9 protein-coding genes are annotated in these 24,698 nt (G+C 61.4%); 3 read left to right on the forward strand and 6 right to left on the reverse strand.

What is annotated here, in order from left to right; genetic code table 11:
- Positions 1 to 77: 77 nt before the first annotated feature.
- Genes HQL56_07465 through HQL56_07475 form a run of 3 tightly spaced genes read right to left on the reverse strand, consistent with a single transcriptional unit; the run spans position 78 to position 8,111 of the window.
- Positions 78 to 1,199, reverse strand: a complete 1,122-nt coding sequence (locus HQL56_07465; protein ID MBF0309347.1) for a SpoIIE family protein phosphatase — start codon at positions 1,197 to 1,199, stop codon at positions 78 to 80.
- A 2-nt stretch (positions 1,200 to 1,201) separates the two neighbouring features.
- Positions 1,202 to 6,154, reverse strand: coding sequence for a PAS domain S-box protein (locus HQL56_07470; protein MBF0309348.1), 4,953 nt, complete (start codon positions 6,152 to 6,154; stop codon positions 1,202 to 1,204).
- A gap of 19 nt (positions 6,155 to 6,173) precedes the next feature.
- Positions 6,174 to 8,111, reverse strand: coding sequence for a sodium:proton antiporter (locus HQL56_07475; GenBank protein MBF0309349.1), 1,938 nt, complete (start codon positions 8,109 to 8,111; stop codon positions 6,174 to 6,176).
- A 99-nt stretch (positions 8,112 to 8,210) separates the two neighbouring features.
- Between HQL56_07475 and HQL56_07480 the strand changes: the two genes are divergently transcribed.
- Positions 8,211 to 8,441 (forward strand): DUF1640 domain-containing protein, encoded by a 231-nt coding sequence (locus HQL56_07480; GenBank protein ID MBF0309350.1) that lies wholly within the window; start codon positions 8,211 to 8,213, stop codon positions 8,439 to 8,441.
- An 84-nt stretch (positions 8,442 to 8,525) separates the two neighbouring features.
- Here the strand turns inward: HQL56_07480 and HQL56_07485 are convergent, their stop codons facing one another.
- A complete protein-coding gene (locus HQL56_07485) occupies positions 8,526 to 12,416 on the reverse strand; it encodes a tetratricopeptide repeat protein (GenBank protein ID MBF0309351.1) in 3,891 nt (1,296 codons plus the stop codon).
- Positions 12,417 to 12,683: 267 nt separating this feature from the next.
- Here HQL56_07485 and HQL56_07490 point away from each other — a divergent pair, with 267 nt between their 5' ends.
- The gene (locus HQL56_07490) at positions 12,684 to 16,055 is read left to right on the forward strand and encodes a response regulator (GenBank protein ID MBF0309352.1); all 3,372 of its coding nucleotides are present in this window, start codon (positions 12,684 to 12,686) and stop codon (positions 16,053 to 16,055) included.
- A 574-nt stretch (positions 16,056 to 16,629) separates the two neighbouring features.
- On the forward strand, positions 16,630 to 18,060 hold the full coding sequence (locus HQL56_07495; protein ID MBF0309353.1) for a hypothetical protein: 1,431 nt from the start codon (positions 16,630 to 16,632) through the stop codon (positions 18,058 to 18,060).
- 1,053 nt (positions 18,061 to 19,113) lie between these two features.
- On the opposite strand, the gene HQL56_07500 is transcribed toward HQL56_07495, so the two are convergent.
- Both HQL56_07500 and HQL56_07505 read right to left on the reverse strand, forming a co-directional pair.
- Positions 19,114 to 20,595: a metallophosphoesterase gene (locus tag HQL56_07500; GenBank protein MBF0309354.1), complete on the reverse strand. Its 1,482-nt coding sequence runs from the start codon at positions 20,593 to 20,595 to the stop codon at positions 19,114 to 19,116.
- A 715-nt stretch (positions 20,596 to 21,310) separates the two neighbouring features.
- Entirely contained in the window at positions 21,311 to 24,118 is a 2,808-nt protein-coding gene (locus HQL56_07505) for a PAS domain S-box protein (protein MBF0309355.1), read from the reverse strand.
- Positions 24,119 to 24,698: the final 580 nt, after the last annotated feature.

Raw genomic sequence — 24,698 nt, forward strand, 5'->3', positions numbered from 1 at the left:
CGGGGCTCCGCCCCGAACCCCGCCGGGGGGGATAATCCCCCCCGGACCCCCGTATCCACTCCCAGGCTTCTTCCCCGTCACACCGTCAATTCCACCAGGGTCACGTCGTCCTGAAACACCTCCCGCAGAGCGCGCAGCTGCTCCAGCAGACTCTCCAGCGGATCGTTGCGCCGCATCAGCTCCTCCATCAAACGGATCAGGCCGTCGGTGCCCAGGAGATTCCCCTCGGCATCGACGGGAATCTCCGTCACCCCGTCGGAAGAGAGGACCAGCCGCTCGCCGGCGGTCACCTGCCAAAGCTGTTCGTCTTCCCGGGCCGAGGTCTCATCCAGAATGCCCAGGGGCAGACCGGAGGAGGGACGTTGTTGCAGGCAGCGCCCCTGGTGAAAACGCAGAATGGCCGGCAAACCCCGATTCCACAGCCGCACCCGTCCCTCTCGGCGATCCAGGGCCAGAAAACCCGCCGCCATGTACAATCCGGTGGGCAGACGACGATGCAACTCCCGGTTGATCTCCTCCAGAATGACGGTCATGTCCGCGCCCATCTCCGTCTGGCGCTGAAAGATGTGGGCCACGATCGGCCCCATGATGGCCGCAGGCAGACCGTGGCCGGTGAAATCCCCCACCAGAACGTGTTGCACCCCGTCCTTGCGACTCAGGGAAAGCACCAGATCCCCCGTGGTCTGCTCCACGGCGGAAAGCAGCATGCGCAGTCCCGTCCAGTCGCAGCGATCCGCCTGACGCACCCGCAACACGATGCGTTCCACCAGCTCGCGTTCCTGCCGCAGCAGATCGTTCTGCCGGGCCATCTCCCGACTGGCACGGCGCAACGCCAGATGGGTGCGCACCCGCGCCAGCACCACCGGCGGCGAAAAGGGCTTGGTGATGTAATCGACCGCGCCTTCGGCGAAGCCGCGGGTCTCGTCTTCCGTGGCGTCCCGCGCCGTCACGAAGATCACCGGGATCTCCCGGGTCTTCTCCTCGGCCCGCAGCCGGCGGCAGACCTCGTACCCGTCCATCTCCGGCATGTTGACGTCCAGCAGGATCAGATCGGGCTTGGGCTCCCGATTGGCCAGCTCCAGCGCCACCGGGCCGCTGGTGGCCACCTGCCGGATGTAATGGTTGCCCAGCAGGGAAGCCAGCATGGCCAGATTCTCCGGCCGGTCGTCCACCAGCAGGATGCGTTCCCTCTCGACCATGCTCACGACTCCTCTTCGCGGCTGATGTGGTGGCGTATGTCGGCCAGACAACGGCGGGCGCTGGCGAAGTCGTAATCGTTCAGAGACGCCTGCAGCGACTGCAGCAACTCTTCCGAACGTCCCCCCAGCACGGCCCGCAGGGGCTCGAAAAGCTCCAGGGCCTCGATATCCGAATTCTCCAGGAACGTCCTCATGCGATCCAGCCGTTGCAGGGCCTGATCGGGATCCCAGGTGCTCGGCGCGGCGGGAGCGGCCTCGGCCATCCAGCCGGGTTGGGCCGCTTCGATGCCGCCGACGACGCGAAGCAACGCCGCCGTCAGCCGGGGCAACAGGCTGTCCACCGCCTCGTCTCCGCTCTTGATGGCCTTCTCCAGCAGGGTGGTCTCCTGTTGCAGCGTCACCGCGCCCAGATTGCCGGCCACCCCCTTCAGGGTGTGGGCCAGCAGTCGCGCCTCTTCGGTACGGCCTTCCGCCAGGGCGGCGGCGATGCGTTCGGCATCGGCGGCGTGGTCGCGGGCGAAACGGCCCAACACCTCCCGATAGAGCCGCCGGTTGCCGGCGGCGCGTTGCAGTCCGGCAAGGGTGTCGACCCCCTCCAGGAAATCGGTCTCCGTGGCCCGCTCCCTCGGGGCCTCCTCGGGAAGCTGCCAGGAGATCCACTTGCGCAACATGTTGCGCAGAGCCCCCACCTCGAAGGGTTTAGGCAGATGGTCGTTCATGCCCGCCGCCAGGCACTCCTCCCGATCCTCCCGGCGCGCATTGGCGGTCATGGCCACGATGGGGGCCTGCCGCCACTCCGGCAGTTGCCGCAGTTGGCGGGTGGCTTCGAATCCGTCCATGACCGGCATCTGCAGATCCATGAAGACCAGGTCGAAGGACTCGCCCTGTTTGGCCCGCTCCACCGCTTCGTGGCCATCTTCGGCCACCGTCACCTCCAGACCGGCGCCTTCCAGGAACTCCCGCGCCACCTGGCGATTGATGGCGTTGTCCTCCACCAGCAGCACCCGGCCCCGGGACCACTCTTCACCGCCCGACGGCGCTTGCGGCGGCAGAGGCCCGCCTTGCAGCGACTCCCACAACCGCCGCCGCGAGAAGGGTTTGTGCAGCACCGTCTCCCCGCCGGCCAAGCCGCGGACCTCTTCGCCCAGGCCGATCATCGGAATCACCACCAGCCCCGGAGCCCGTTCGCGCAGTCGTCCCGCAGCCTCCTTGTCCGCCAGATTCCAGTCCAGAAGCAGCACGTCGAAGGGCGTCCCCTCCAGGGCCTGTTCCGCCTCCGCCAGGCTCTCCACCTGCTTCAGGCTCCGGCAGCGGCCTTCCAGTTGGGCGCGCAGCACCTCCCGCCAGGCCAGGGCCCCTTCCGCCACCAGGAGATCCAGCTCCGCCAGACCCGCTCCGTCGGCCACGGGCCGCTTCAACGCCTCCGCGCCCGCCAGAGGGAACTCCAGACTGAAGCGGAAACAACTGCCCCGCCCCGGCTGGCTCTCCACCTCGATGCGCCCTCCCATCAGCTCCACCAGCTTCTGACTGATCGACAGCCCCAGCCCGGTGCCGCCGTATTGCCGCGTGGTGGAGGAGTCGGCCTGGGTGAAGGGCTGGAAGAGACCCTTGATCTGCTCCGCCGTCATGCCGATGCCGCTGTCGCTGACCTGAAAGAGCAGTCGTACCGAGTTCTCCCGGCAGATATCGGGCGTGACCGCCGCCACCACCTCGCCCTTCCGGGTGAACTTGACGGCGTTGCTGGTCAGATTGACCAGCACCTGCCCCAGTCGCAGAGGGTCGCCCACCAGAACCGGCGGCGTGACCGGATCGACCGCGACCAGGAAGTCGAGTCCCTTCTGCCGCGCCTTGAGAGCGGTGACGTCGATGAGATTTTCCAGCACCTCGTCGAGCAGGAAGGGGCGGGCTTCCAGATCCAGACGCTTGGCATCCACCCTTGAGAAGTCGAGAATGTCGTTGATGATGCCCAGCAGGTTCCGCGCCGACTGATCCACCTTCTGGAGGTAGTCTTGCTGCCGGGGCGTCAGATCGGTTTGCAGACACAACTGGGTCAGGCCGATGATGGCGTTCATGGGGGTGCGGATTTCATGGCTCGTGTTGGCCAGGAACTCACTTTTGGCTTTGTTGGCCGCTTCCGCCTGCGCCATGGCGCGGCGCAGATCCTCGTCGAGGCGTCGTCGTTCGATGATGCCGCCCAGGGTATGGCCCACCACCGAGAGCAGCGACTCCTCCTCCGGATCGGAAACGGCGTGATCCGGCAGATGGATGGAGAGGACTCCCAAAACCCGGTCGCCGCTGACCAGGGGCACGGCGTAGTGGCCGTGCCCCGGCATATGCATCGGGCAGATGTCGCCCTCCGCAGCGGTGGAGGAGAAGTGGATGCGGCGTTGCTGCACCGCGATGCCGCAGGTGCAGCGGTCCAGAGGCAGCACGTCGCAGCCGGTGCCGCGCAGATCCATGCCGTGGGCGGCCACCGCGTGCAGATGGCTGCCGTTTTCGTCCAGCAGGAAGACCACCCCCTTGCTGCGCCAGGCCAGCCAACTGGTGGTCAGCACCCGTTCCAGGGACTGCTCCAGCAGGGCGGGCAGGGGCAGGGGGGCCAAGGCGCCGGCCAGGAGTTTGGCCACCACCTGCTGGGTTTCCAGGGAACGGCGCAGCCGCTCCTCGTTGTGTTGCCGTTCGGTGATGTCGGTGCCGATGGCGCACAGGGCGAAATGGCCGCTGCCGTCCACCACCATGGGAAACCGTACCATGTGGAACAGACGGCTGCCGTCGCCGTTTTGGGGCAGGGGCTCCTTGTTCTCGTAGGGCAGTCCCCGCTGGAAGACCAGCCGGTCCCCGATCTGCAACTGGGCGGCCACTTCGGGGGAGAGGGTTTCCACATCGGTGCGGCCAAAGACCGGGGTGTGGTCCGTCAGTCCGAAAAACTCGCGGAACTGGCGATTGACCAGCAGATACCGGTTGCCCACATCCTTGAGATAGAGCAGGCTCGGCATATTGTCCACGATGGCCCGCAGGCGGCTTTCGCTTTCGCCCAGGCGGGCGTAGGCCTCCTGCAGGCGTTTTTCGGCCTGAAGCCGGTCGGTGACATCCTGTTGGATGGCCAGAAAGTGGCTGATGTTGCCGTTGTCGTCGATGATGGGGGAGATGGCCGCTTCGGACCAGAAGGTGGTGCCGTCCTTGCGCCGGTTTTCGAAGGTGCCGCGCCACTCCCGTCCGCCGAGAATGGTGCGCCACAGGGCCGCATACTCCTCGGGGGAGCGCTTGCCCGATTTGAGCAGACGGGGATTCTGTCCCAACGCCTCCTCGGGGGTGTAGCCGGTCTGCAGGGTGAATCGCGGATTGACGTATTCGATGCATCCCGTGCGATCGGTGATGACCACCATGTTGGGACTCTGCTCCACCGCCTGGGAGAGTTTGCGCACCTCCTCCTGAGCGGCTTTGAGGCTGGTCAGCTCTCGCACCGTGACCACGTAGTACTGGCGGGAGCGGTGCTGGAAGCGGTTGAGCCCCAGCAGCATGGGAAAGACCCGTGAGGAGGCGTCGAGTCCCTGCACTTCGAAGGAGGCGCCCACGGGGCGATCGGGATTGGCTTCCAGCAGGCGTTCGACCCCTTCGGCGGCCCCGTCGCGGCTGGAGGGGGCCAGCAGATTGAGGAAGGAGAGGCCGATCAGCCCTTCGCGGGAGTAGCCGAAGAGGTCGAGGGCGGCGCGGTTGACCGAACGCACGATGCCGCGCGAGTTGAGGGTCAGCAGGCCGTCCACCATGGTTTCGGTGAGCGCGGAGAGGAAATCCTCCCGATCCTGCAGGTCGCGGCGATGGTCCCGCAGTCCGGTGAGGGCCTCGTTGAGGGCCCGCGCCAGGATGCCGATCTCGTCGGGCCGCTCGGTGGGCAGCAGGGGAATGGTCTCCTCGCCGCTGGAAAAGGCCAGGGCGGAGCGGGTGATGCTCTCCAGGGGACGCAGCAGACGACGGGTGACCAGCAGCACGAAGAGCCCTCCCAGAACCGCCAGTCCCAGGGTGAAGAGCAGCGAGCGGCGCTGCAGATCGATCAGGGCCCGGGGCAGCCGTTCCCGGGAGGCCTCCAGCACCAGACCCAGCCGGGTGGGACTCCAGTTGGGGGGCAGCATCATGGACATGCCCAGCAGCAGGGCGGGATGTTCTCCCGGCAGTTCCAGGGTTTCGTGTTCGTCCTGGCGGATCAGCTCCGCGAAGTGTTCGGTGGGGGTCGGACGCTCCTTTTTCCCGCCCAGCATGGGGGCCACCAGCACCTGTCCGCGATGGTCCGTCAGATAGAGGCGGGTCTGGTGGTGGAAGCCGTTGGCATAGACGCGGTTTTCCAGCATGTTCTGTTCGACGAAGTGGCCCAGATCCATGTCCAGGGTGATGACGGCCTGCAGGCGCTTGTCGATGACCACCGGATGCACGATGCGCAGCAGCATGGGCGCGTGGGGATCCTTGGGGGGCAGCGCGGCGAGGTGAAAGCGTTCCGGCAGAAGGGCGATCTCCTCCGGGTTCAGGGAAGGGGATCCGGGGGAGTGGCTGCTGAACCCCGATTCGCCCAGCCGTCGCCATTGCTTGCCCGCGGGCAGATCGAGGCGCAGATACTGGAACAGGTAGTGGGAGGAGAGGACCGCGTCGAGGTAAGCCTGCAGGTTGACGATGGCTTTGGCGCGCGGGGGATCGTCGTCCGGGGGATCGTCGAGGCGCAGGGCCTCCTGCACCAGCAGGGTGCGGGCGATGAGTTGGATGTCGTCCTCGATTTCGCGGAAGAAGGTGATGAGCAACTGGCGTTTTTCGCGCAGGCGCATGGCCAGTTCGGCCTGGGCCTGGGTGGCGAGATCCTCCTGGGCGCGATGGAAGAGAAACCAGCCCACCAGGCCTGAGAAGGTCAGGATGGCGATGAAGAAGGTCAGGATGAATCGGGCGCCGATGCCGAATTGGGGACGGGTCATGGCAGTGCCTCGGGAAGGGTCATCGGGAAGGCCTCGGGAGGGCGATTTCCGCCGGATTGTGCAGGCAGACCAGGGTCCAGCCGGGGGCGGGTTGGGGCTGCCGGGTGGTGGTGTAAAGGTGGATGGTGTTGTTGAGATCGAGGGCGAAGAGGGGCAGGGCCTTGGGGGGCGGCAGGCCGTCGGGGGTGGTGACGAGGGATTGTTGCAGGCGTCCGCCCCGGGCCAGCAGTCCGGCCAGATTGGCGTGGCTCACCCGTGATCCGAAGAGGGTGTGGGCCACGGGAAAGCGGGCGAAGCCGAGTTTGTGCCGCTCCGCATCGTGATCGCCGTGGTTGCGCAGAATGAAGAGGTGATCGGGGCCGAACTCGTCGCGCAGGTGGTGGGCGGTGAGCAGGTTGCGCTCCTCGGCGGAGGCCAGTCCCAGGAAGTTGCCGATGCCGGAGAGGTCGAGGTGGTGTTCGGCGAACTGGGAGAGGGGGTTGCCGTAGAAGATCTCCAGCCCTTCGTAACGGGCGCGGCGCAGGGAGTGCCAGTTGGTATCGGCGATGAGGATGCGGGCGCCGCACTGTTTCAGGGCCACGGCGACGGCGCGGGCCACCTCGTTGGAGCCGAGGATGAGGAAACCTTCGCCGCTCGATTCGGTCAGGCGCAGGCGACGGGCCAGCGGCGCGGCGGTGAGTCCCTGGAAGAAGACGGTGCCGAGGATCAGCATGAACATCAAGGGAATGAAGGTGCGGGCTTCGGGATAGCCCTCCTGTTCGAGGCGGAAGGCGATGAGGGTGGCCACTGCGGCGGCGACGATGCCGCGAGGGCCGATCCAGCCCAGCAGCAGGATCTCTTTGGCGGAGAAGCCGTGTCCGTAAGTGGCGATCCAGGCCCGCAGGGGGTTGGTGATGAACTGGATGGTCAGCAGCAGGCCGAGGGCGGGGGGGCCGAGGGCGATGATTTCCGGAAAGCGGATGCGTGCCGCCAGCACGATGAAGAGGGTGGAGATGAGCAGGACGCTGATGCTGGCCTTGAAGATTTTGATGGCGTCCATGGCCAGTTCCGCGCCGTTGCTGTTGGCCAGGGTGAGTCCCATGAGGGTGACGGCCAGCAGACCCGATTCGGCTTGCAGGGCGTTGGCCAGGGCGAAGAGGGCGAAGACCAGGGAGAGGGCGCCGATATTGTGCAGAAAGGAGGGCAGGGCATGGCGTCGCAGCACGGCGGCGAAGCCCAGCCCGCAGGTGATTCCCAGGCCGATGCCGACGAAGAGCATGGAGCCGAAGGTGGCCAAGGTGGTTTCGAGTGGGTTTTTGCCGTGGCCGGAGGAGACGATGAACTCGAAGACCAGCAGGGCCAGAATCGCGCCCATGGGGGGCAGCAGGATGCTTTCCCAGCGCAGGATGCCGGCGATTTTGCGACTGGGTCGGATGGCGCGCAGCATGGGCCCCACCACCGTGGGACCGGAGACCACGGCGATGGCCCCGAAGAGGCCGGCCACCGGCCAGGCGAAGCCGAACAGTCCGTGGGAAGCCACGGTCAGCCCGATCCAGGAGGTGAGCAACCCGGCGGTGAGGAAGGAGCGCACCACGGTTTCCAGACCGCGGATATCGCGAAAGCGCAGATGCAGCGAGCCTTCGAAGAGGATGGCGGAGACCGAGAGGGAGACCAGGGGGTAGAGGAGGTCGCCGAGCAGGGCGTCGGGCTGCAGCCAGCCGAGGCCGGGCCCCAGCAGGAGTCCGGTCAGCAGCAGCGGCACGATGGCGGGCAGCCCCAGATGCCAGGCCAGCCATTGGCACAGCAGCGCCGCCAGCCCGATGCTGGCCAGGACTTGCAGGATATCGCTTTTCAAGGGACGCCCGATGGTTTGTCGTTCGCGGATAGTGCCGCCACGATAACACGAAGCGGGGGGTGGGGTATAGCGTCGCGCAGGGTCGGTGACGTTGAAAATACGGGGGTCCGGGGAGGGGTTCATCCTCCCTTTCTTTAAACGTGCCAACTCCCCTCGGGTTGGGCGTTCACCAAAACGGATCTCTTGTTGACAGACCCCGGCTGTTTATTCCACACTTGGACCATGAACACTATCACCTTTGATACGCTGAAATTCACTCGCACCCTACGCAACGCCGGTATTGCGGAATCCCAGGCCGAGGCGATCGCGCAAGCTTTACGGGAAGCCCAGGGAGAGGCGGAACTGGCCACCAAGGCGGATTTGCGGGAGCTGGAATATCGTTTGATCATCAAACTGGGTGGCATGATCGCCGCCGCCGTGGCCGTCACCGCCGCACTCGTCAAGTTGCTGTAACCCTGTCTCGTTCCATACCCCGTAATGTTTCAAAACGTCGGTAAATGTCAATATAGCCCGACGCTCCGGAACAATCCGTTCGCCTCACCCCGGCTTGGCCAGTTGCTCCAGCAGGAGTTCCACTTCGACGGCGTCGTCGAAGTCCAGGCCTGGCGTGTCGGCCAGGGCGGGGTCGCGGTTGCCGTCGAGGATGGAGTTCAGGACGGGGAAGAGGGGTTGTAGATATGACGGTAGATTTGGATTTTGGGCTATTTGCATAATATCATTTTTCGACTGGACGATGGCTCCATTTTGGATGGTAGCGGCTGTTTTATGGCACAAGTCTACCGCTATGTCATGATTTTCCCCTCCATCCCGGCGGTATTGGGCAAAGAGGCGGCGGGCTTGACGTCGCGCCTCGGCGGCGGCTTTGGGCTGATTGTCAGCTGATTCGATTCGGGCCAGGATGTCGTAGCATTTCCACAACGCGGCGGCGTGGCCAAACGGCACTTTGCATTTGATGGCCTGTTGAATCTCTTGCCTAGCCTCCTTCATGTGGTTCAGCTTGAGTAGTGTGTAGGCTAGGTTGTTGCGAATTCCTCCTTCGGTGGCCTTGTTTTGCAACTGAATGGAAATTTCGAGAGCTTTGCGGAAAAGGACAGCGGCTTCTTCGCTGCGGTCTTGGTCGGCGAAGAGGGTGCCCAGTTTGCTCAGGGTACCGACCATGTTCCACGGGTTTCCCTGTTGGGTTTTGATCTGCAGGGATTTCCGGTAGGCATCTTCCGCATCCTGCCAGAATTGCATTTCCTGATACACTTCACCCGTCTTGTGCCAACTGACTGCAACCATGTTGGGTTCATTCAAACGACTGAACTCTTCCTGAGCCTCGGCATAGGCTTGCAGTGCCTCCTTGTACCGTTTCTGTTGCCAATAGACCATGCCCAATTGCATTTTGGAAACGGCGACACCTCGAAGATTGCCTTCTATAACATCTTGATCTGCGGATCTTTGGTGAAGCAGTTCGGCTTGGTCCGGTTGGCCTAAGATGAGACAACAATCCCCCAGGTCGCTCGTTACGGCGGCAATCATATGACGGGCTTCTTGGCTTCCTCCCTGTCCGAGCTTCGTAAAGCGAGAAAGAGCCTCGTTCAGATCAGCCATGGCCCTGGCTGGATTTCCGTTCATTGAGGAATACCTGCCTGCCAAGTGATAGGCTACAGCCAAGTCATAGGAGGCGGTCTCATAGGCCGTTTCCCCAGCAGATTGACTCTGTTGCAACAGCCTCTGGGCAGCAACCATGGCCTCATTCAGGTGACCCTGTTGCTCCAGCAATTCCGCAAAAGCCATGGCGGCATCGAAGTGTGTGTGGGACCAGCCATCTCCCAGCCGTTTTTCCAGTTCTTGCTGAATGGTAGCCACCCGCTGTTGGGCCGATTTCCTGTTCAGGTTTTTCAGCAGGGTGGCCATCAAACCCGCCCATTCTATGGCCTGCTCCACCGAACATAGTTGAGCTGCCTTTTCCAACCCAAAGAGATGATTATCGAGGTCCAATAGGGTCAGATTGGCTGAGAAACGGGAATCTTTGGAGTGTTGTTGATGGAGGAATGCAAGGAATTGAGCCTCTGCCTGCAGCCAGTGCGCCAGCGTCGCCTCCCGTTCCATTGCTGGCATCTCCCCCCAGAGGAAGGGGCAGAGGGCAAAATGAAAGGTGAGATAGCCGTTTTCATGGATCTGACACAATCCGCTTTGGGCCAGTTCGGTAGCCAGGGCGGTAAGGCGATCCTGATCGGAAATACCCAAGACTTCCCCAATCACCCCCAAATGCCCGCCACCCTGAAGCACCCCCAACGGGCGGATCAGGCGGCGGGTTTCGGGGGAGAGGCGGTTCAGGGCGAGGGCTACCCCGGCGTAAAGGCTGCGCTCCCGATCATTGGGGTACTTCTCGTGCAATTGCCGCATGAGTTGGTGCAGCGTCTCCGTGGTCTGACAGAGGCCATCCCTGGCCAAGTCCGGAGCCAACAGCGCCAGGGTGCGGGCGTGGCAGCGTACCGAGCGGACCAGGTTGAGCAGGGTCTCTTCCGTGTCCTCGCCGGCAACCACGGCGGGGACCACACCGGCCTTTTGCAACACCTCCCTGACCATTTCCACCGCGTCCCACTCCTCCAGGGCTCCGATGGAGACATAATGATAGGTGTTGGCGAAAGGAACGGGCAGCTCCTCCCGGCTGGTGAAGAGCAGTCGGGTTTGGCCAACCCCCATCAAGCGCTGGAAAAGGGTCAATAATTCCCACAGAATCTCTTCATCGTAGGCTCCCGACGGGGCTCCCTTCCGGGGGGGCAGCACCGTCTCCATGTTGTCCAAGACAAGCAAGGTGGACTGCCTCTTCAATACCCCCTCGATGGCCCGGATCGCTTGCTCTCGATCCAACGCCGCCGGGGGACAGGTCTCTCCCGCCAACAGCTTGCCCAACTGGTCCAATACCGCGTCGAGGTGTTTGTGATCCTCCAGAGAAACAAAGGCTACCCGCTCCACCCGCCCGATCAGTCGCAGCCAGTGCGCCGCCTCCACCGCCAGGGCCGTCTTGCCCTCGCCGCCTTCGCCCAGCAGCACGGCGTAACCCTCCACCAGAAACAGCCTTTCGAGGGTCAGCAACTTCCGGCTGCGGCCCACGAATTCGTGTGCATGCACCGTCGGCAGGGGATCGTCCGCGGTCGGCTTCACCTCTTTCGCGACGTGCCCCGCCGCCACCAGGGCGCAGTCTCCGCCCGCCTGTTGATAGAGCTGCGGTACGAACCAGTCTTGCAGCTCCAGCCGTCCCGCTCCCAGGTAGTAGCCCCGGACACGGTCATCAAAAAGATGCCTCTGCCCGGCCACCATGGCCTCGCTGAGAGTGGCCCCCCGGGCCAGACGGGCGTAAAATTCCGTCACCAGTTTTTCGGCAGTGACCACCAGCACGCTGTGGCTCATGGCCGCCACGGCTCCCGCCCCCAAATGCAAAAAGGCTCCCGCCACAGAGGCCGTGGCATCCAAACCGGCCTGGCCACTCTTGCAGGCTTCCAGAAAAACAAAGGGTACGCCAAGCTTTTTCAGCACGTTGTGCAGCTTGGCAGTTGACACGATCCGGGCCTGGCGATTCACCAGCTTTTTCTGCTGCCTCTCCGCTTCAAAGCAGAGTGCTCCCTGCCCCTTTTCTGCTAGGTAGGTACCGTGCCCGTCGAAGTGAACCACATGAAACGGCCTGCCCGACTTTTTGGCTCTCTTGAGAGCCACGACCAGTTCAGTCAGCGTCGGCTCCGGCAGCAGGGTGAATTCGGCCCGGTCGCCGAGGGCTTTGAGGGTTTTGGCCAAGGGTTTGGCCGTCACCCGATGGTTGATATAGCCTATGTCTGGCTCTTCAGGTCGCGGCGAAAGCAGCAACACCCGCAACGGTCCCTGAGTTGCGGATGCGGTTGTACCACTTTCCCCGGCGAACTGCCGCCGTAACCGTACCGGGGGAGTGGCTTCCAGGAGAAATCCCCTGTCGTCGTGCAACAGTTCCCACGGCAGGGCAAAAAGCCGCGCCGCCCCCTCCGTGGAAGGGTCGTCCTCCAGGCGCAGGGTCAAGGTGCGCTCTTCCGCCTGCTGCCACGAAGCCACCATCTCCGGAACATTGAACAGCGCCTCATACAACGCCTTTCCCCATACCGGCAGGGCGGCTTCCACCTTCTTGGCCCGATAACGGAAAGCCTCCCCCGGCCAGCGGTGGTACCGCTCCAGATACCAGGTCACCTCTTCCGCCTCGATGGGGCCCAACGGGGCTTCAAAATCAAAAATGACGCTGCAAGGCCCCGTCCGGCCAAGCCGCATCATCACCCGAGCCGTAACCTGGTCGGTTCCGGCCTCTTTTCGCACCGTGGCATCGTGAAAATACACCACCAGCTCCCCCTCCGTCCGGGAAGCCGACGGGTCACAGGCGTTATCCTCGGGGCAAAGGGCTTTGGTCAGGGCGTCGGTCATGGTCGTTATTCCTTGATTTGATCAGCCGGTATATTAATAAACCATAACCATAAATTCAGGGCAATACCAAAAAGTACTGGCTTGCCGCGATACTGAACGGATCAAGGAAAAGTCCCAGAGCGCTGCCCTGGACCCGCCGGGGGGGATAATCCCCCCCGGACCCCCGTACTCCCAACGGCGGAGTCTGGTTGAACGGTATTTCAACCGGGCCGGGTTGGGTATAAGATGCCCCGGTTCACCTTTTGATCTTTCTTCGGGGTTTGCACCATGCCGGAACACGTGGTTCGCAGTCTCACCCGCCGTTACATTCTTGTTCTGGTGGTGCTGGCCGTGCTGGTGGGGGGATCCCATCTGATCTTCTCCCATCTGGCCAGCGGTGACATGACCTACGCCCAGGAGATCAATCTGGCCGGACGGCAACGCATGCTGCTGCAGCGGCTGGCCCTGCTGGTGCTGCAGATGGAACGCAGCCCCAGCGGCGAACCCTACCGCCTGTTGCGCCAGGAGTTCGCCGAAAACCTGGAGGTGATGAGCGCCACCCATCTGCGGCTGGTCGAAGGCAGCGACGGCAAGAGCCAACACCTCTCCCCCGGTCTCAAAGCCATCTTCTTCGGCCCGAAACGCCGTTTGCACGCGGATCTGACCCGCTTCTTCGCTTTCGGTCGCGCCTATCTGCAGGAGGGCGAAGGGCCTTGGACCGAACGCACCAACCAGTTTCTGGCCTTCGCCATGGGCGAGTTGCTCCAGGGGCTCAACGACCTGACCCTGCAATACCAACTGGAGAGCGAAGCCACCCTGAATCTGCTGCGCCGTCTGCAATTCGGCGCCCTGCTGGCCATTTTGATGACTTTGGTTTTTGCTGGAGTGGGCATGTTTCGGCCCATGGTGCGGCGTCTGGGGCTGCAACTGGCCGAGCTCAACCTGGCGTTGGCCAGGGAGCGGGCCGTGGAGGGCTCTCTGCGGCGCAGCAATCGCGACCTGCTCACCCTGAGCCGGGTCAATCAGGCCATTGTGGAGGCCAGGGAGGAGAGGCAACTCCTGCAGAAGGTGTGCGCCATTCTTCTGGAGGGGCATCGCCATCCCCTGGTGTGGATCAGCCTGAAAGAGGGCGAGGGGGAGAACCGCCGCCTGAAGGTCAGCGCCTGGGCGGGGCGGGAGAACGACGCCACCATCGGAGTGGAGTTGGTGCGCCTTGACGACGAACGGGGCAAAGGCCCCACCGGTATCGCTCTGCGCACCGGCAAAAGCGTGGTGCTGCGTGATATCCTCCGGGATCACCGCTTCGAAGCATGGCGGGAGCCGGTGCGGCGTCTGGGATTGCACAGCCTGATCGTGCTGCCGCTGTGGGGACCGCGTGGCCTGTTGGGCGGCATCATTCTGGGTGAGGCCGACGCCAGTTCCGTGGAGGAAGAGGTGCTGGCGCTGATGCAGCAGGTGGCCGGCAATGTCGCCTTCGCCATCGACGCCCTGCGCAACGACGTGGTGCGTTCCCAGGCGGAAGCGGCGTTGGTGGTGGCCAAGGAGCAGGCGGAAGAGGCCAATCGCGCCAAGGGTCTCTTTCTGGCCAACATGAGCCACGAAATCCGCACCCCCATGAACGCCATCATCGGATTGAGCGGCCTGTGCCTGCAAACCGAACTCACCACGCGGCAACGCGACTATCTGGGCAAAATCGCCCAGGCCGCCAAGGCGCTGCTGGGCATCATCAACGACATCCTCGACTTCTCCCGGCTGGAGGTGGAACGGGTCCACCTGGAGCGCATCCCCTTCGTTCTGCAGGAGGTATTGGACGGCGTCATCGCCGTGCTGGGGCTGCGGGCCGCCGAAAAGGGGCTGGAATTGCTGGTGCTGGTGGAGCGCAACGTGCCGGTGCGCCTGCTGGGCGATCCGCTGCGGCTGGAGCAGATTCTGACCAACCTGCTGGGCAACGCCATCAAGTTCACCCAGGAGGGGGAGGTGGTGTTGCGCATCGAGGCGGTGGAAAGTCGACCCGGCGAGGTCAAGCTGCACTTCACCGTCTGCGATACCGGCATCGGCATGACGCCGGAGCAGCAGCAGCGTCTGTTCGAACCCTTCCAGCAGGCGGACGACACCATCTCGCGGCGCTACGGGGGCTCGGGTCTGGGGCTGACCATCGCCGCCCGGCTGGTGGGTCTGATGGGGGGCACCTTGCAGGTGGAGAGTCGGGAAGGGCGGGGCAGCCGCTTTTTCTTCGCCGTCTGGTTCGAAGGGGAGGGGGCTCTGAAACCGGACGCCCTGTTCAACGGGCTGCGGGTGGCGGTGGTGGACGATCACGCCGGGGTTCGGGGTGTGGTCAGCCACTATCTGGAGAGCTGGGGTTGCCGGGTGACGGAGTGCGCCGAGTCCGTCCCGCTGTCGCCGGGCGCCTTTGACCTGGTGCTGCTGGAGGAGGGTGGGGAGGGTTTTCCGTCCAGGGTGCGGGCCTGGGCCCAAAGCACCCGTGTGCTACTGCTGGTGCATCCGGGTCGGGAGGGGGTGGCCGAGGAGTTGGCGGCGGCGGATATCGCGCTGGCGGGGGTGGTGGTCAAGCCGGTGACGCCCGGTCTGCTGTTGGAAGGCTTGCGCCGCGCCTTCGGCGGGGGAGAGGCGCGTCGGGGCCGATCCTCCACCGCCGGGGGTTTGTCGGGCAAACGGGTGCTGGTGGTGGAGGATAATCGCATCAATCAGCAGGTGGCCGAAGAGCTTCTGGCCCAGGTGGGCATACGGGTGGAGCTGGCGGAAAACGGCAGTCAGGCCTTGGAGCGTGTGCGTCAGGAGCGGTTCGATCTGGTGTTGATGGACATGCAGATGCCGGTGATGGACGGTTTGACGGCCACCCGCTTGTTGCGGGAGGAGGGTTATACTCTGCCGGTCGTGGCCATGACGGCCAACGTGCTGCCCGGTGATCGCAACGCCTGTTTTGCGGCGGGCATGAACGACTGGGTGACCAAACCGATGGAACCCGAACGGCTCTTTGCGGTGTTGGCCAAGTGGATGGGTGTGGAACTGGCGGTTTCGGATCGGGCGTCGGTATCGGAAGAGGGGCTTTGGCCGCTGTTGCCGGGCATCGATGCGGTCGTAGGGCGGCGTCATCTGGGGGGTGACGACCGGCTTTATCGGGAAGTGTTGTTGAGGTTTGCCCGTCTGCAGGGTCGCAGCGGCGAGGTCTTGCGCCGTTTATGGCGGGAGGGACCGCGGGAGGATCTGGACCGGCTGGTTCATACCCTGAAGGGGTTGGGGGGCAGTTTGGGGGCTTTGCTGCTGCGGGAGCGGGCCGTGGCTCTGGAAGAGAAGCTGCGGGATGGCGGCGAGGCGCCGGAATCCCTGGTGGAGTCGATGGCGCATGCTTTGGAGGAGGTGGTGGCGGGTATCGAAACGGCCTGGCCGGTGCGGAACGAGGAGGAGACTCCGGTGGAGGGGGAGGTGGACCGGGAGCGTCTGGCGCCACTGCTGAAGCAGTTGGAGCGGGAGATCCTCTGGTGCGAGGTCTCGGCTTCGGAGACGCTGGAGCTGATTGGGGAAGTGCCGCTGGACCGATCCGGACGGGTCCATTTGGCGGCGCTGCGGGAGAAACTGACGGAATACGACTTCACCGCCGCCCAGGAGACGTTGGAGCGGTGGATGGGGGAGATCGGTTGACTTTCAATATGTTGCCTTTAAAGTATCAAAAAAAGAAAATGTTCTGTCCGTTGACCTGTCTTTAGAATTCTGCGAAGCATGATGACCGAACAAAGAATAATTTCGCGCCTTTCTCATCTGACCTGATCTTCTGCCAGGATGCAACCATCTTCTTTCCCTCCGCTGTTCCGATAAGCTCCCCTGAAGCGAAAAACGGTGTTTCGCCACAAAAATTGGCTTGACAGTCGGGCACACGCAAAGATATCGTGACGGCGTTTTTTGTCTGTGGTAGAATGGGGTTAAGTTGTTTGATATTATAATAAAAATTATTAATTGAGATAATTTAGAAGCTTGTTGATTTAACAAAGTCAAGATGAAATTGGCTTGATATTTTTTTAAACAATTTAGCTCAAATTGTTTGAGGTAAATTTCTTTTCGTTTGTTTGGGATATGTTTATTTCTCGTTGCTCTAGCCTGTGAGATGTGTCGATATGACTTTTTTACATGTTTTTGTTGTTGCGGAAGCCTTCAATTTAGATCTTGGGTTATTGGAGTCATCCAGTAAAACGAACACGATCTGAGGGAGGATTCTAAAATGACAGCCAATGGCTTGACAGGAGCGCCTGAATTTCTGAAGAAATTGTGTGAAATTTATCCCCTATCGGAAGATTCGGCGGATGTTCAACTATCCGAGCGAAAAGGGGGTTTCTCCCAGGAAACGCAGATTTTCAGCGTTCCCTTCGTCCCCAAGGCCGAAGAGGCGTTTCAAGGCTTGAAACGGAAGATCGAGGGGGATGAGGAGTTCCGCCGCAACCTGTTCGATCAGGAGCTGCGAAAGGCTTTGGGCCGGTTCTTGAAACCTGGTGGGAAAGTCCATCAGGTGGTGGTGATCCTGGAGTCGGGCATCATGGGTGACAAGTCCCCCGCAAGTGGCGTGGACGGGCCGGTCTATCGGGCGGAAATTCTTTTCGACGACCTGACGGAGGAGTGGTCGGAGTGCTGGCCTCAGACTCCCATGGAACGCCCGGTCATCATAAAAGAGCGTAACGGCACCGTCCGGGTTGTGGATCTCATTTTTGAATTCGCCCTGGCCTGGAATAGCTACCCACGGTACAAGAAGAACTTTCTGTCGTTTATTACCCGGACCTCCGTCCACGGCGACCCGGGACAGTACCTTGATCGGCAGAAGTCTCTGGCCTTCTTGCATACCCAAATCCAATTGCAGTGCGATGTGATGGAAGCCGTTCAGCCCAGGCTGCGCGATGCTTTTCAGCAGGCTGTTGCGGATGCCGGGTTCAAAGCGGAAGAGTGCTGTTTGGTGCATAGCATCGATGTGTCCGGTTTGGGTTTCTCGGAGGAGGGCTCTCGTCTGTTGGACGACAATGCCCATCTCGTGAAAATGGATCCCAAGCTGACGCCTCAAAAGGGGCTGCTATCCTTCTGGAGCGAAGAGAGGAAATTTCTGGATCTGGGTGAGTTGGCGTTGGCGCTGGGAGAAAAGAATGTCGCTGCCCAATTTGCCCAGGTTCTGTTGGATCTGGTCGAATTTTTCGAGATTCCGGTTGGCAGGAGTACAACCTCTGCCGCAGATTTCTCGGGGCTGAAACAATCTATCGAGAGCTATCTCTTTGAAAACGGTTTTAGTGAAATCGAGCGACGCCCAGGCATCACCATCCTTGGGGAGGAACACCATTCCATCTTCCTGAAACGGAGTCGATCGATATTTCAGACCTCCATGATGTTTCTGACTCAGTGCAAGATCGATAACGGCATGGAAAACAGTGACAGGAACCGGAAAGTCGACATTCTTCTTAAGCGATTGAGATCGATGAACCGGCCCATGTGGGAATCACTGCTTCCCGCAGGCAGTACCATTGAGGATGTTGAGCAGAACGAGAAGCTGAAGGATTATCTGAAGGATTATCTGTTACAGGACTGGCACTTTGCCTGCCTGCTGGCGGGACGCTGGCATAGTTGGGAGCTGATGAGTCGGTGTCTCCGAACCAGGGCTCAGACCCCTTCGTAGTTCGGGAAGAGTACGGATGGATTGAGTAGCCAACCCGTTTCGGAACCAGTTCTTTCCGAGAGGGGGAGGTGTTTTTACTTCAGTGATCGAAGTTAACTCTTCCATGGATGAGAGCATCTGCAGGATGCCCGTTCGTGTGATTATTATAGGAATCATGAGATGCTTTGTAGCGATCTTGCTGGAGTAACCGAATCTGTTGCCGATATCTGGTTTGCGAATTTTACGAAAGCGCCAAAAGAATTTACTTTGGTATGTAAGCATATTCCTCAATCCGGAACTCCCGTATGTTGGGTCTGCTTCGAGGGGTTTTACTCTACGGATAATGATGCGGTATACAGGGAGTCGGGAATTTTTATCCCACAGCCACAGCGGCAGCCCATCGCGAAGAACAGAAGATCCTGTTTGCCAGGTTGGTGTTGTCTGACAAACTGTAAAACGAGGGGTTCCAATGCGACTTACTGCAGGAATGATGGTTATGTATTCAGTGTGAGTCTGACGTCTGAAGGGTTATCCATCGAGGGAGAAGATCCAAAACAAGGAACCTTTTTCACATGCGATTTTGTGCCTCACCCAAACCACGAACTCTTTAATAATGGCCTCTCCCTGCCGAGATTGTTCGGTGATCTGGGCTTTGCGTCAGAATCCAGCAGGGTTGCGGGCTGAGAAGCTTCGGTGGACGAACGACCCCGACTTCGCCTTGTTGGTACGTCCAAAGATGGGGAGGATGAGACCCTCCCCTGGCCCCCTCCGGCGGGTCGAAGATGAGACAGGGTTTGGCAGGGGTTCGGGGTTGGGTAGTTCACCGGTTGGCTTCGACCCGCCAAAGGCCAGTCAACACCTCGGGGCTTCGCCCCGAACCACACCAGGGGAATGATTCCCCTGGCCCCCAGGGGGTTGGACGTCAACAGATAAAGGCAAAGTCCCAGGGGTGCCCCCTGGACCCCAGGGGGTTGGACGTCAACAGCAAAAGAAAAAGTCCCAGGGCGCTGCCCTGGACCCGCCGGGGGGGATAATCCCCCCCGGACCCCCGTATATCTGAAACAGACTACCGGATTAGTCCTCCTCATCCCCTGACGCACACTTGGCCACCGGGAAGAACTCCGGTTTGAGAACCGTGCAGGCCGGGCCGGTGGCCGGGTAGGTGCAGCGTTGCACCACCTCCGGTTGCCCCCAACCGCTTGTGCCCGGATAGGCGTGAACATTTAAACTCCAGCCCGTTACCGCCTTCTCCTTGCTTTGCAAACGCGCCTCCACGAAACCATAGGTGCTGGTGGTGCGAATGGCGGCGTTCAGCGGGTTCTTGTCGCTGTTGAAACCCTGACAGTTGATGGCCACCCCCCCGTTGCCGATCACCAGTTGCGGCGGCATGCCCGGCGCCTCCACGCTTTGATGGAAGTGTTTGTGGCCGCCCACCATCAGCTTGATGTTGCCGGGCGGCGTCTTGCCCGGCAGAGCAGCCACGGCGGCCTGTTCCGTGGCGTTGGCGATCTTGGGCGGGTCGTTCACCGCCGAAAAGATCGGCTTGTGGGTCAGCCACCAGGCCAAACGACCCTTCTTGCCGAAGGATTGATCCACTGCCGTCAACGTTTGCCGCAAAGCCTCGGCTTGGGCGGCGTTGGCCTTGCCCTCCGCAAGACTGGCCGAATCGGTGGTCACGATGGAAAAGCCATGGCCGAAGTCGAGACGGTGCGCCGGAGTGACGGTCTCCTGTGAACCCTGACACCGGGGCAAACTCTTGTCGCCCAACAAAGTGGAGGAGGGGTCCAGAAAAAGAAACCAGCCGGGGCCGTTGTCCCCGAAACTGCGGCACAACTCGTGATTGCCCCGCGCCGCCACCCAGGGCCCCACCGCGAAAAGATTGGGGGAGGTGGTCTTGGTACCGTCACCGTGGGCAATCGGCAGAAAAAGATCCTTCTTCCAGTTCTGCCAGACGCGGCTCTTGTCGTCATCCTCGCCCTTCTTCCGGTATTTGTAATCACCCATGTGGACAAGAATGGTGGGCACGCGGTCTTCCACCAGTTTGGCGATATCCCGAGGGATGGTTTCCGCAAATGGCCAGGAGGCGTCCTCGCAGGTTTGTGTCCCCTTCTTGTCGCGACAGCCCGTGTCCCCCAGCAGAATGGCGCGTTGCGGTGTCTTGACCGCCGTGGGCAGGGTCACTTCGTAGGAATATTTGCCCAGCGTGACCTTCCAGGTTTCCCCCTGGGGCCGGTAGGTGTCGGCAAAGTCGACGAGCGCCTCGCAGACCACCACGGGCAGACTCTCCGGGTCGGGGTTGTCGCGTTGCACGATCTTGCCGTGAACCGGTTTGGCTCCGCTGGGGCCGCGCAGTTCCAGTTTGTTGCAGAGATCCTTTTTCAGATCCTTCTTGTCTTTCGGTTCCAGGATGAAACGGGCCAGCACCTGGGTGTCACCTTGAAGTGACGTGCCTTTCTCAACCAGAAGGGCGTAACCGAAGAGGGTGTTCAGCTCCTCGGCGTGGCCGGGGAGGGGCAGCAGGGTCAATGCGGTCAGGGAGAGGATTTTCAGGTTCATGGCTTTCCGTGTCCGGAAGAGGGGTGGTCAGAAACGCAAGATCTTTTGACTTTCAATATTTAATCCTTTAAATATCAAAAAAAGAAAATGTTCTATCCTTTGACTTTTTATTAATCTTTTCAGCAAAATCTTGAAGAGATTTTGCTGTATGTTCGCATAAAATCAGGGTAACGATTCAGACCCACTGCACATTATTGATCTTTTCAGCAAAATCTCGAAGAGATTTTGCTGAATGTTCGCAAAAAAATCAGGGTAACGATTCAGACCCCTGCACAGTGCGGCATGATCTTAAGCAACGGCGAAAGGAAACGTCCCAGGGGTGCCCCCTGGACCCCATGGGGTCGGAAGTCAACGGCGAAAGGAAACGTCCCAGGGGTGCCCCCTGGACCCCATGGGGTCGGAAGTCAACGGCGAAAGGAAACGTCCCAGGGGTGCCCCCTGGACCCCATGGGGTCGGAAGTCAACGGCAAACGGAAGAGTCCCAGGGCACTGCCCTGGACCCGTCGGGGGGGATAATCCTCCCGAATCAACATATATTTGAACAGATACAAAAATAGACAAGTCAAAGGATAGAACATTTCCTTTTTTTTATATTTAAAGGATTAAATATTGAAAGGCAAAATATTTGAACAGATACAAAATTAGACAAGTCAAAGGATAGAACATTTCCTTTTTTTGATACTTAAAAGATTAAATATTAAAAGGCAAAATAAGTCTATTTCAAAATCCTGGCCAGGGTATCCAACAGCATTTGCTTGCGCACCGGCTTGGCCAGATGGGCGGTACACCCGGCCTGCAAAGCGCGTTGCGCATCCTCCCGGAAGGCGTTGGCCGTCAAGGCGATGATCGGCGTGGCAGTCCGGTTCTGCAGACGTTCCCATTCGCGAATGCGTTGCGTGGCCGTCAACCCGTCCATGCGGGGCATCTGCACATCCATCAGCACCACATCGAAGCAGGCCCCGAAAAAGCGTTCCAACCCCTCCAATCCGTCTTCGGAGCAGAAGACGGTGTGATCCGCCAGAAAAGCCTCCATCAGCAGACGGTTTTCCACAGCGTCGTCGACCACCAGAATACGCAAGCCCTCCACGGCGGACTGGGCCGTCTCCCGGACGGGCTGCAGCCAATCACCGGCCACCTCCTCCAGTCGCAATTGAAAGAAAAAGCGCGAGCCCTCGCCTTCCCGGCTCTCCACCTGCAACACGCCGCCCATGGCTTCCACCAGCAGACGGCTGATGGCCAAACCCAGCCCGGAGCCGCCGAAACGCCGGGTGATGGAGTTGTCCGCCTGCACGAAACGCTGGAAGATGGTCTGCAATCGCTCCTCGGCGATGCCGATGCCCGTATCCGCCACACTGAAAAGGATGTCGCCGTCCGGCAATCCGGCCACCGAAAATAGCACCTCGCCCCGTTCGGTGAACTTGAGGGCGTTGGCCAGCATGTTGTGCAGCACCTGTCGCAGGCGGGTGCCGTCCCCCAAAACCCGACGCGGCAGATCCGCCGCCCGGTTGATCTTCCAACGCAGCCCTTTGGCGAGGGCTTTCGGGGTGAAGAGGGCGAAACACTCCTCCAGCAGGGCCGGCAGATCGTAGACCTCCCTGGCCAGCTCCATCTGTCCGGCCTCGATGCGGGCCAGGTCGAGGATGTCGTTGACCAGGGCCATCAGCACTTCGCCTGCGGTGCGGCAGCTCTGCAGATAAACCCGCGACTGGGTGTCCAACTCCCGTTCCGCCAGCAGATCGGTCATGCCGATCAGGGCGTTGAGGGGCGTGCGGATTTCGTGGCTCATGGCGGCCAGAAAGCGGCTTTTGGCCTCGTTGGCCTGTTCGGCGACCTCCTTGGCATGGCGCAGCATCTCCGCCTGCTTGCGCTCGGTGATGTCGAGACCGAACTCCAGCACCAGCTCCTGCCCCTCTTCGTTGCGGAAGAGGATGTCCCGAATCAGGAAGGTGTGGCCCATGGTATCGGTCCACTCCCACTCCACGGGTTGTTTGTGCTGAAACACCGCAAAGGTGGGACAAACCTCGCAAGGCTGGTCGCGGCGGGCGATGAGCCGGTAACAGGCCTGCCCCTCCGGATCGCCGAACGACTCCCGAAAGCGCCGGTTGGCGAAGGGAATGGTGTGGTCCGGCGCCTGAAGATAGACGAAGGCCGGGGTGGCCTCGAAGACGGCCTGCATGCGATCCCGCTCACGGGCCAGCGCCAGGGTCAGGCGGGTCTTTTCCGTCACATCCTGAAGCACCCCGTACAGCAGGCCGACCGTGCCGTCCGGGTGACGTTCCGTTTGGGCCATGGCCTCGATGTAACGGATTTCACCATCCGGCCGTTGCACCCGGAAGGCATAAGAGGGGCCGATTCCCTCTCGCATCCAAAGTCCGGTGGTGTGGTCGAGCTGCTCCCGATCGTCGGGATGGATGCGCTGCCGCATGACTTCGTACGACATGGGGATGCCGGCGTCGAAGCCGAACATGGCATAGACGTTGTCGGACCAGGTGATGAAATTCTCCTTGGGATCCCAGGCCCAGCGTCCCAGTTGGGCCATTTGCTGCGCCTGATCGAGCCGCTCCCGGTTGGCGATCAGTTCCCGCGCCTGGCGGTGCTTCGGGGTGAGATCCCGCCCCATGGCGTAAACCTGGTTGCCGTCGCCCGCGCCGGACCATTCGGTTTCGATGAGGTGGCCGTCGCGGTGGCGCAGTCGCAGGGGGAATTCGAGGCTGGAGCCGCCCTTCAGTAATTTTTGCATGCTCTCCAGCAGGCGGGCATGGTCGTCCGGGTGTACGAAGGAGAGATAGGGTTGTCCGAGAAGGCTCTCCACCTCGTAGCCCAGGGTTTCGGCCAGGGCTTTGTTGAGGCGCAGGCTGCGACCGTTGTGGTCAAGCACGCAGAAGAGGTCCGGGGAGAGTTCGAAAAAGCGGTCCCGTTCCTCTTCCGCCGTGATGCGTTCCACGATTTCGCGATAGAGAAGCTGGTTGGTGCGATCCAGCAGTTGGATGCGTTCTTCCCGGTCGCAGGCTTCCGCGCTCAGGTTGGTGACCATTTTCACCATTTCCCGGCACAGGGTGACGAGTTTGGGTTCTTTGGCGCGGTCGATGCGCGGCACCTGTTGCAGGGACTGCCAGTAGGCCTCTTCGTTGAAGGCCAGTTTGCGGGCGCGATGGCGGAAAAAGGCTTCGTCGGGGATTTCGTCCGCGTAGAAAAAGGGCCCCAGCAGGCAGGTGGCCAGGCGCTCATCCTGCACCACGACCGGCAGGGCCACATGCCAGAGGCCGTTGCCGCAACGCACGGCTTTGCTTTCGTCGTCGGCGGGGAATTTCCCTTTGCCGGTGCAGAGGGCCAGACACTCCTGGCAGCAGGCCTGGGGTTCCTTGCGGTGGAAGGTGAGACAGAGATCCTGGCTGCCGATCCGGATCAGGGTTTCCCCGTCGGGATTGAGCAGTCCCAGACAGATGTCGGCGGCCTGATACCAGGCGTCCATGAAGGAGCGAAGCTGCTCGATGTCAAGGATTTTCGCCAGATTCCGGGTCATGGGGGGATCTTCCGAAGGAGATTGATCTTCCTTTATAGAATGTTTTGCCCGGATTCTCCACTGGCTATTTGTTATACCGATATTGCCGGGTCATGGAGAGCAATACGGGGGTCCGGGGGGGATTATCCCCCCCGGCGGGGTTCGGGGCGTAGCCCCGAGGTGTTGAAGTGGTAGGTGGTCCGCAGCGAATCACCCGACGAAAACAGGTCTCCGTCATACGGGGGTCCGGGGGGGATTATCCCCCCCGGCGGGGTTCGGGGCAGCGCCCCGAGGTGTTGATGTGGCCGTTGACTTTGGCCGTAGCGGTCCGCAGTATCACGATTAGAACACTGAATTCATCACCCGCACCATCCGGATGTCCCACTGCGGACCGCGGGGGGGCAAGGGGGGGCCTCATCCCCCCATCCTTGAACGCGCCGAACCGTCAAATGCCTGGTTGGAACGACACCCCGCCCCTCCGGAGGGGGCGGACGGCACTGTGGCCGACCTTCCGATCCGAACACCCGGTTCCCGTCGGGCGGCGCGTCCGCAATAAAGATGGGGGGATGAGGCCCCCCCTTGCCCCCCCCTTGCCCCCCCC

The sequence above is a fragment of the Magnetococcales bacterium genome (genome assembly GCA_015231925.1).
Classification (GTDB): domain Bacteria; phylum Pseudomonadota; class Magnetococcia; order Magnetococcales; family JADGAQ01; genus JADGAQ01.

Bases quoted from the DNA above. Each gene is read 5' to 3' on its own strand.
- HQL56_07500 (MBF0309354.1), bottom strand. From the start codon at position 20,595: ATGAACCTGAAAATCCTCTCCCTGACCGCATTGACCCTGCTGCCCCTC.
- HQL56_07475 (MBF0309349.1), bottom strand. From the start codon at position 8,111: ATGAACCCCTCCCCGGACCCCCGTATTTTCAACGTCACCGACCCTGCG.
- HQL56_07480 (MBF0309350.1), top strand. From the start codon at position 8,211: ATGAACACTATCACCTTTGATACGCTGAAATTCACTCGCACCCTACGC.
- HQL56_07490 (MBF0309352.1), top strand. From the start codon at position 12,684: ATGCCGGAACACGTGGTTCGCAGTCTCACCCGCCGTTACATTCTTGTT.
- HQL56_07505 (MBF0309355.1), bottom strand. From the start codon at position 24,118: ATGACCCGGAATCTGGCGAAAATCCTTGACATCGAGCAGCTTCGCTCC.
- HQL56_07465 (MBF0309347.1), bottom strand. From the start codon at position 1,199: ATGGTCGAGAGGGAACGCATCCTGCTGGTGGACGACCGGCCGGAGAAT.
- HQL56_07485 (MBF0309351.1), bottom strand. From the start codon at position 12,416: ATGACCGACGCCCTGACCAAAGCCCTTTGCCCCGAGGATAACGCCTGT.
- HQL56_07470 (MBF0309348.1), bottom strand. From the start codon at position 6,154: ATGACCCGTCCCCAATTCGGCATCGGCGCCCGATTCATCCTGACCTTC.
- HQL56_07495 (MBF0309353.1), top strand. From the start codon at position 16,630: ATGACAGCCAATGGCTTGACAGGAGCGCCTGAATTTCTGAAGAAATTG.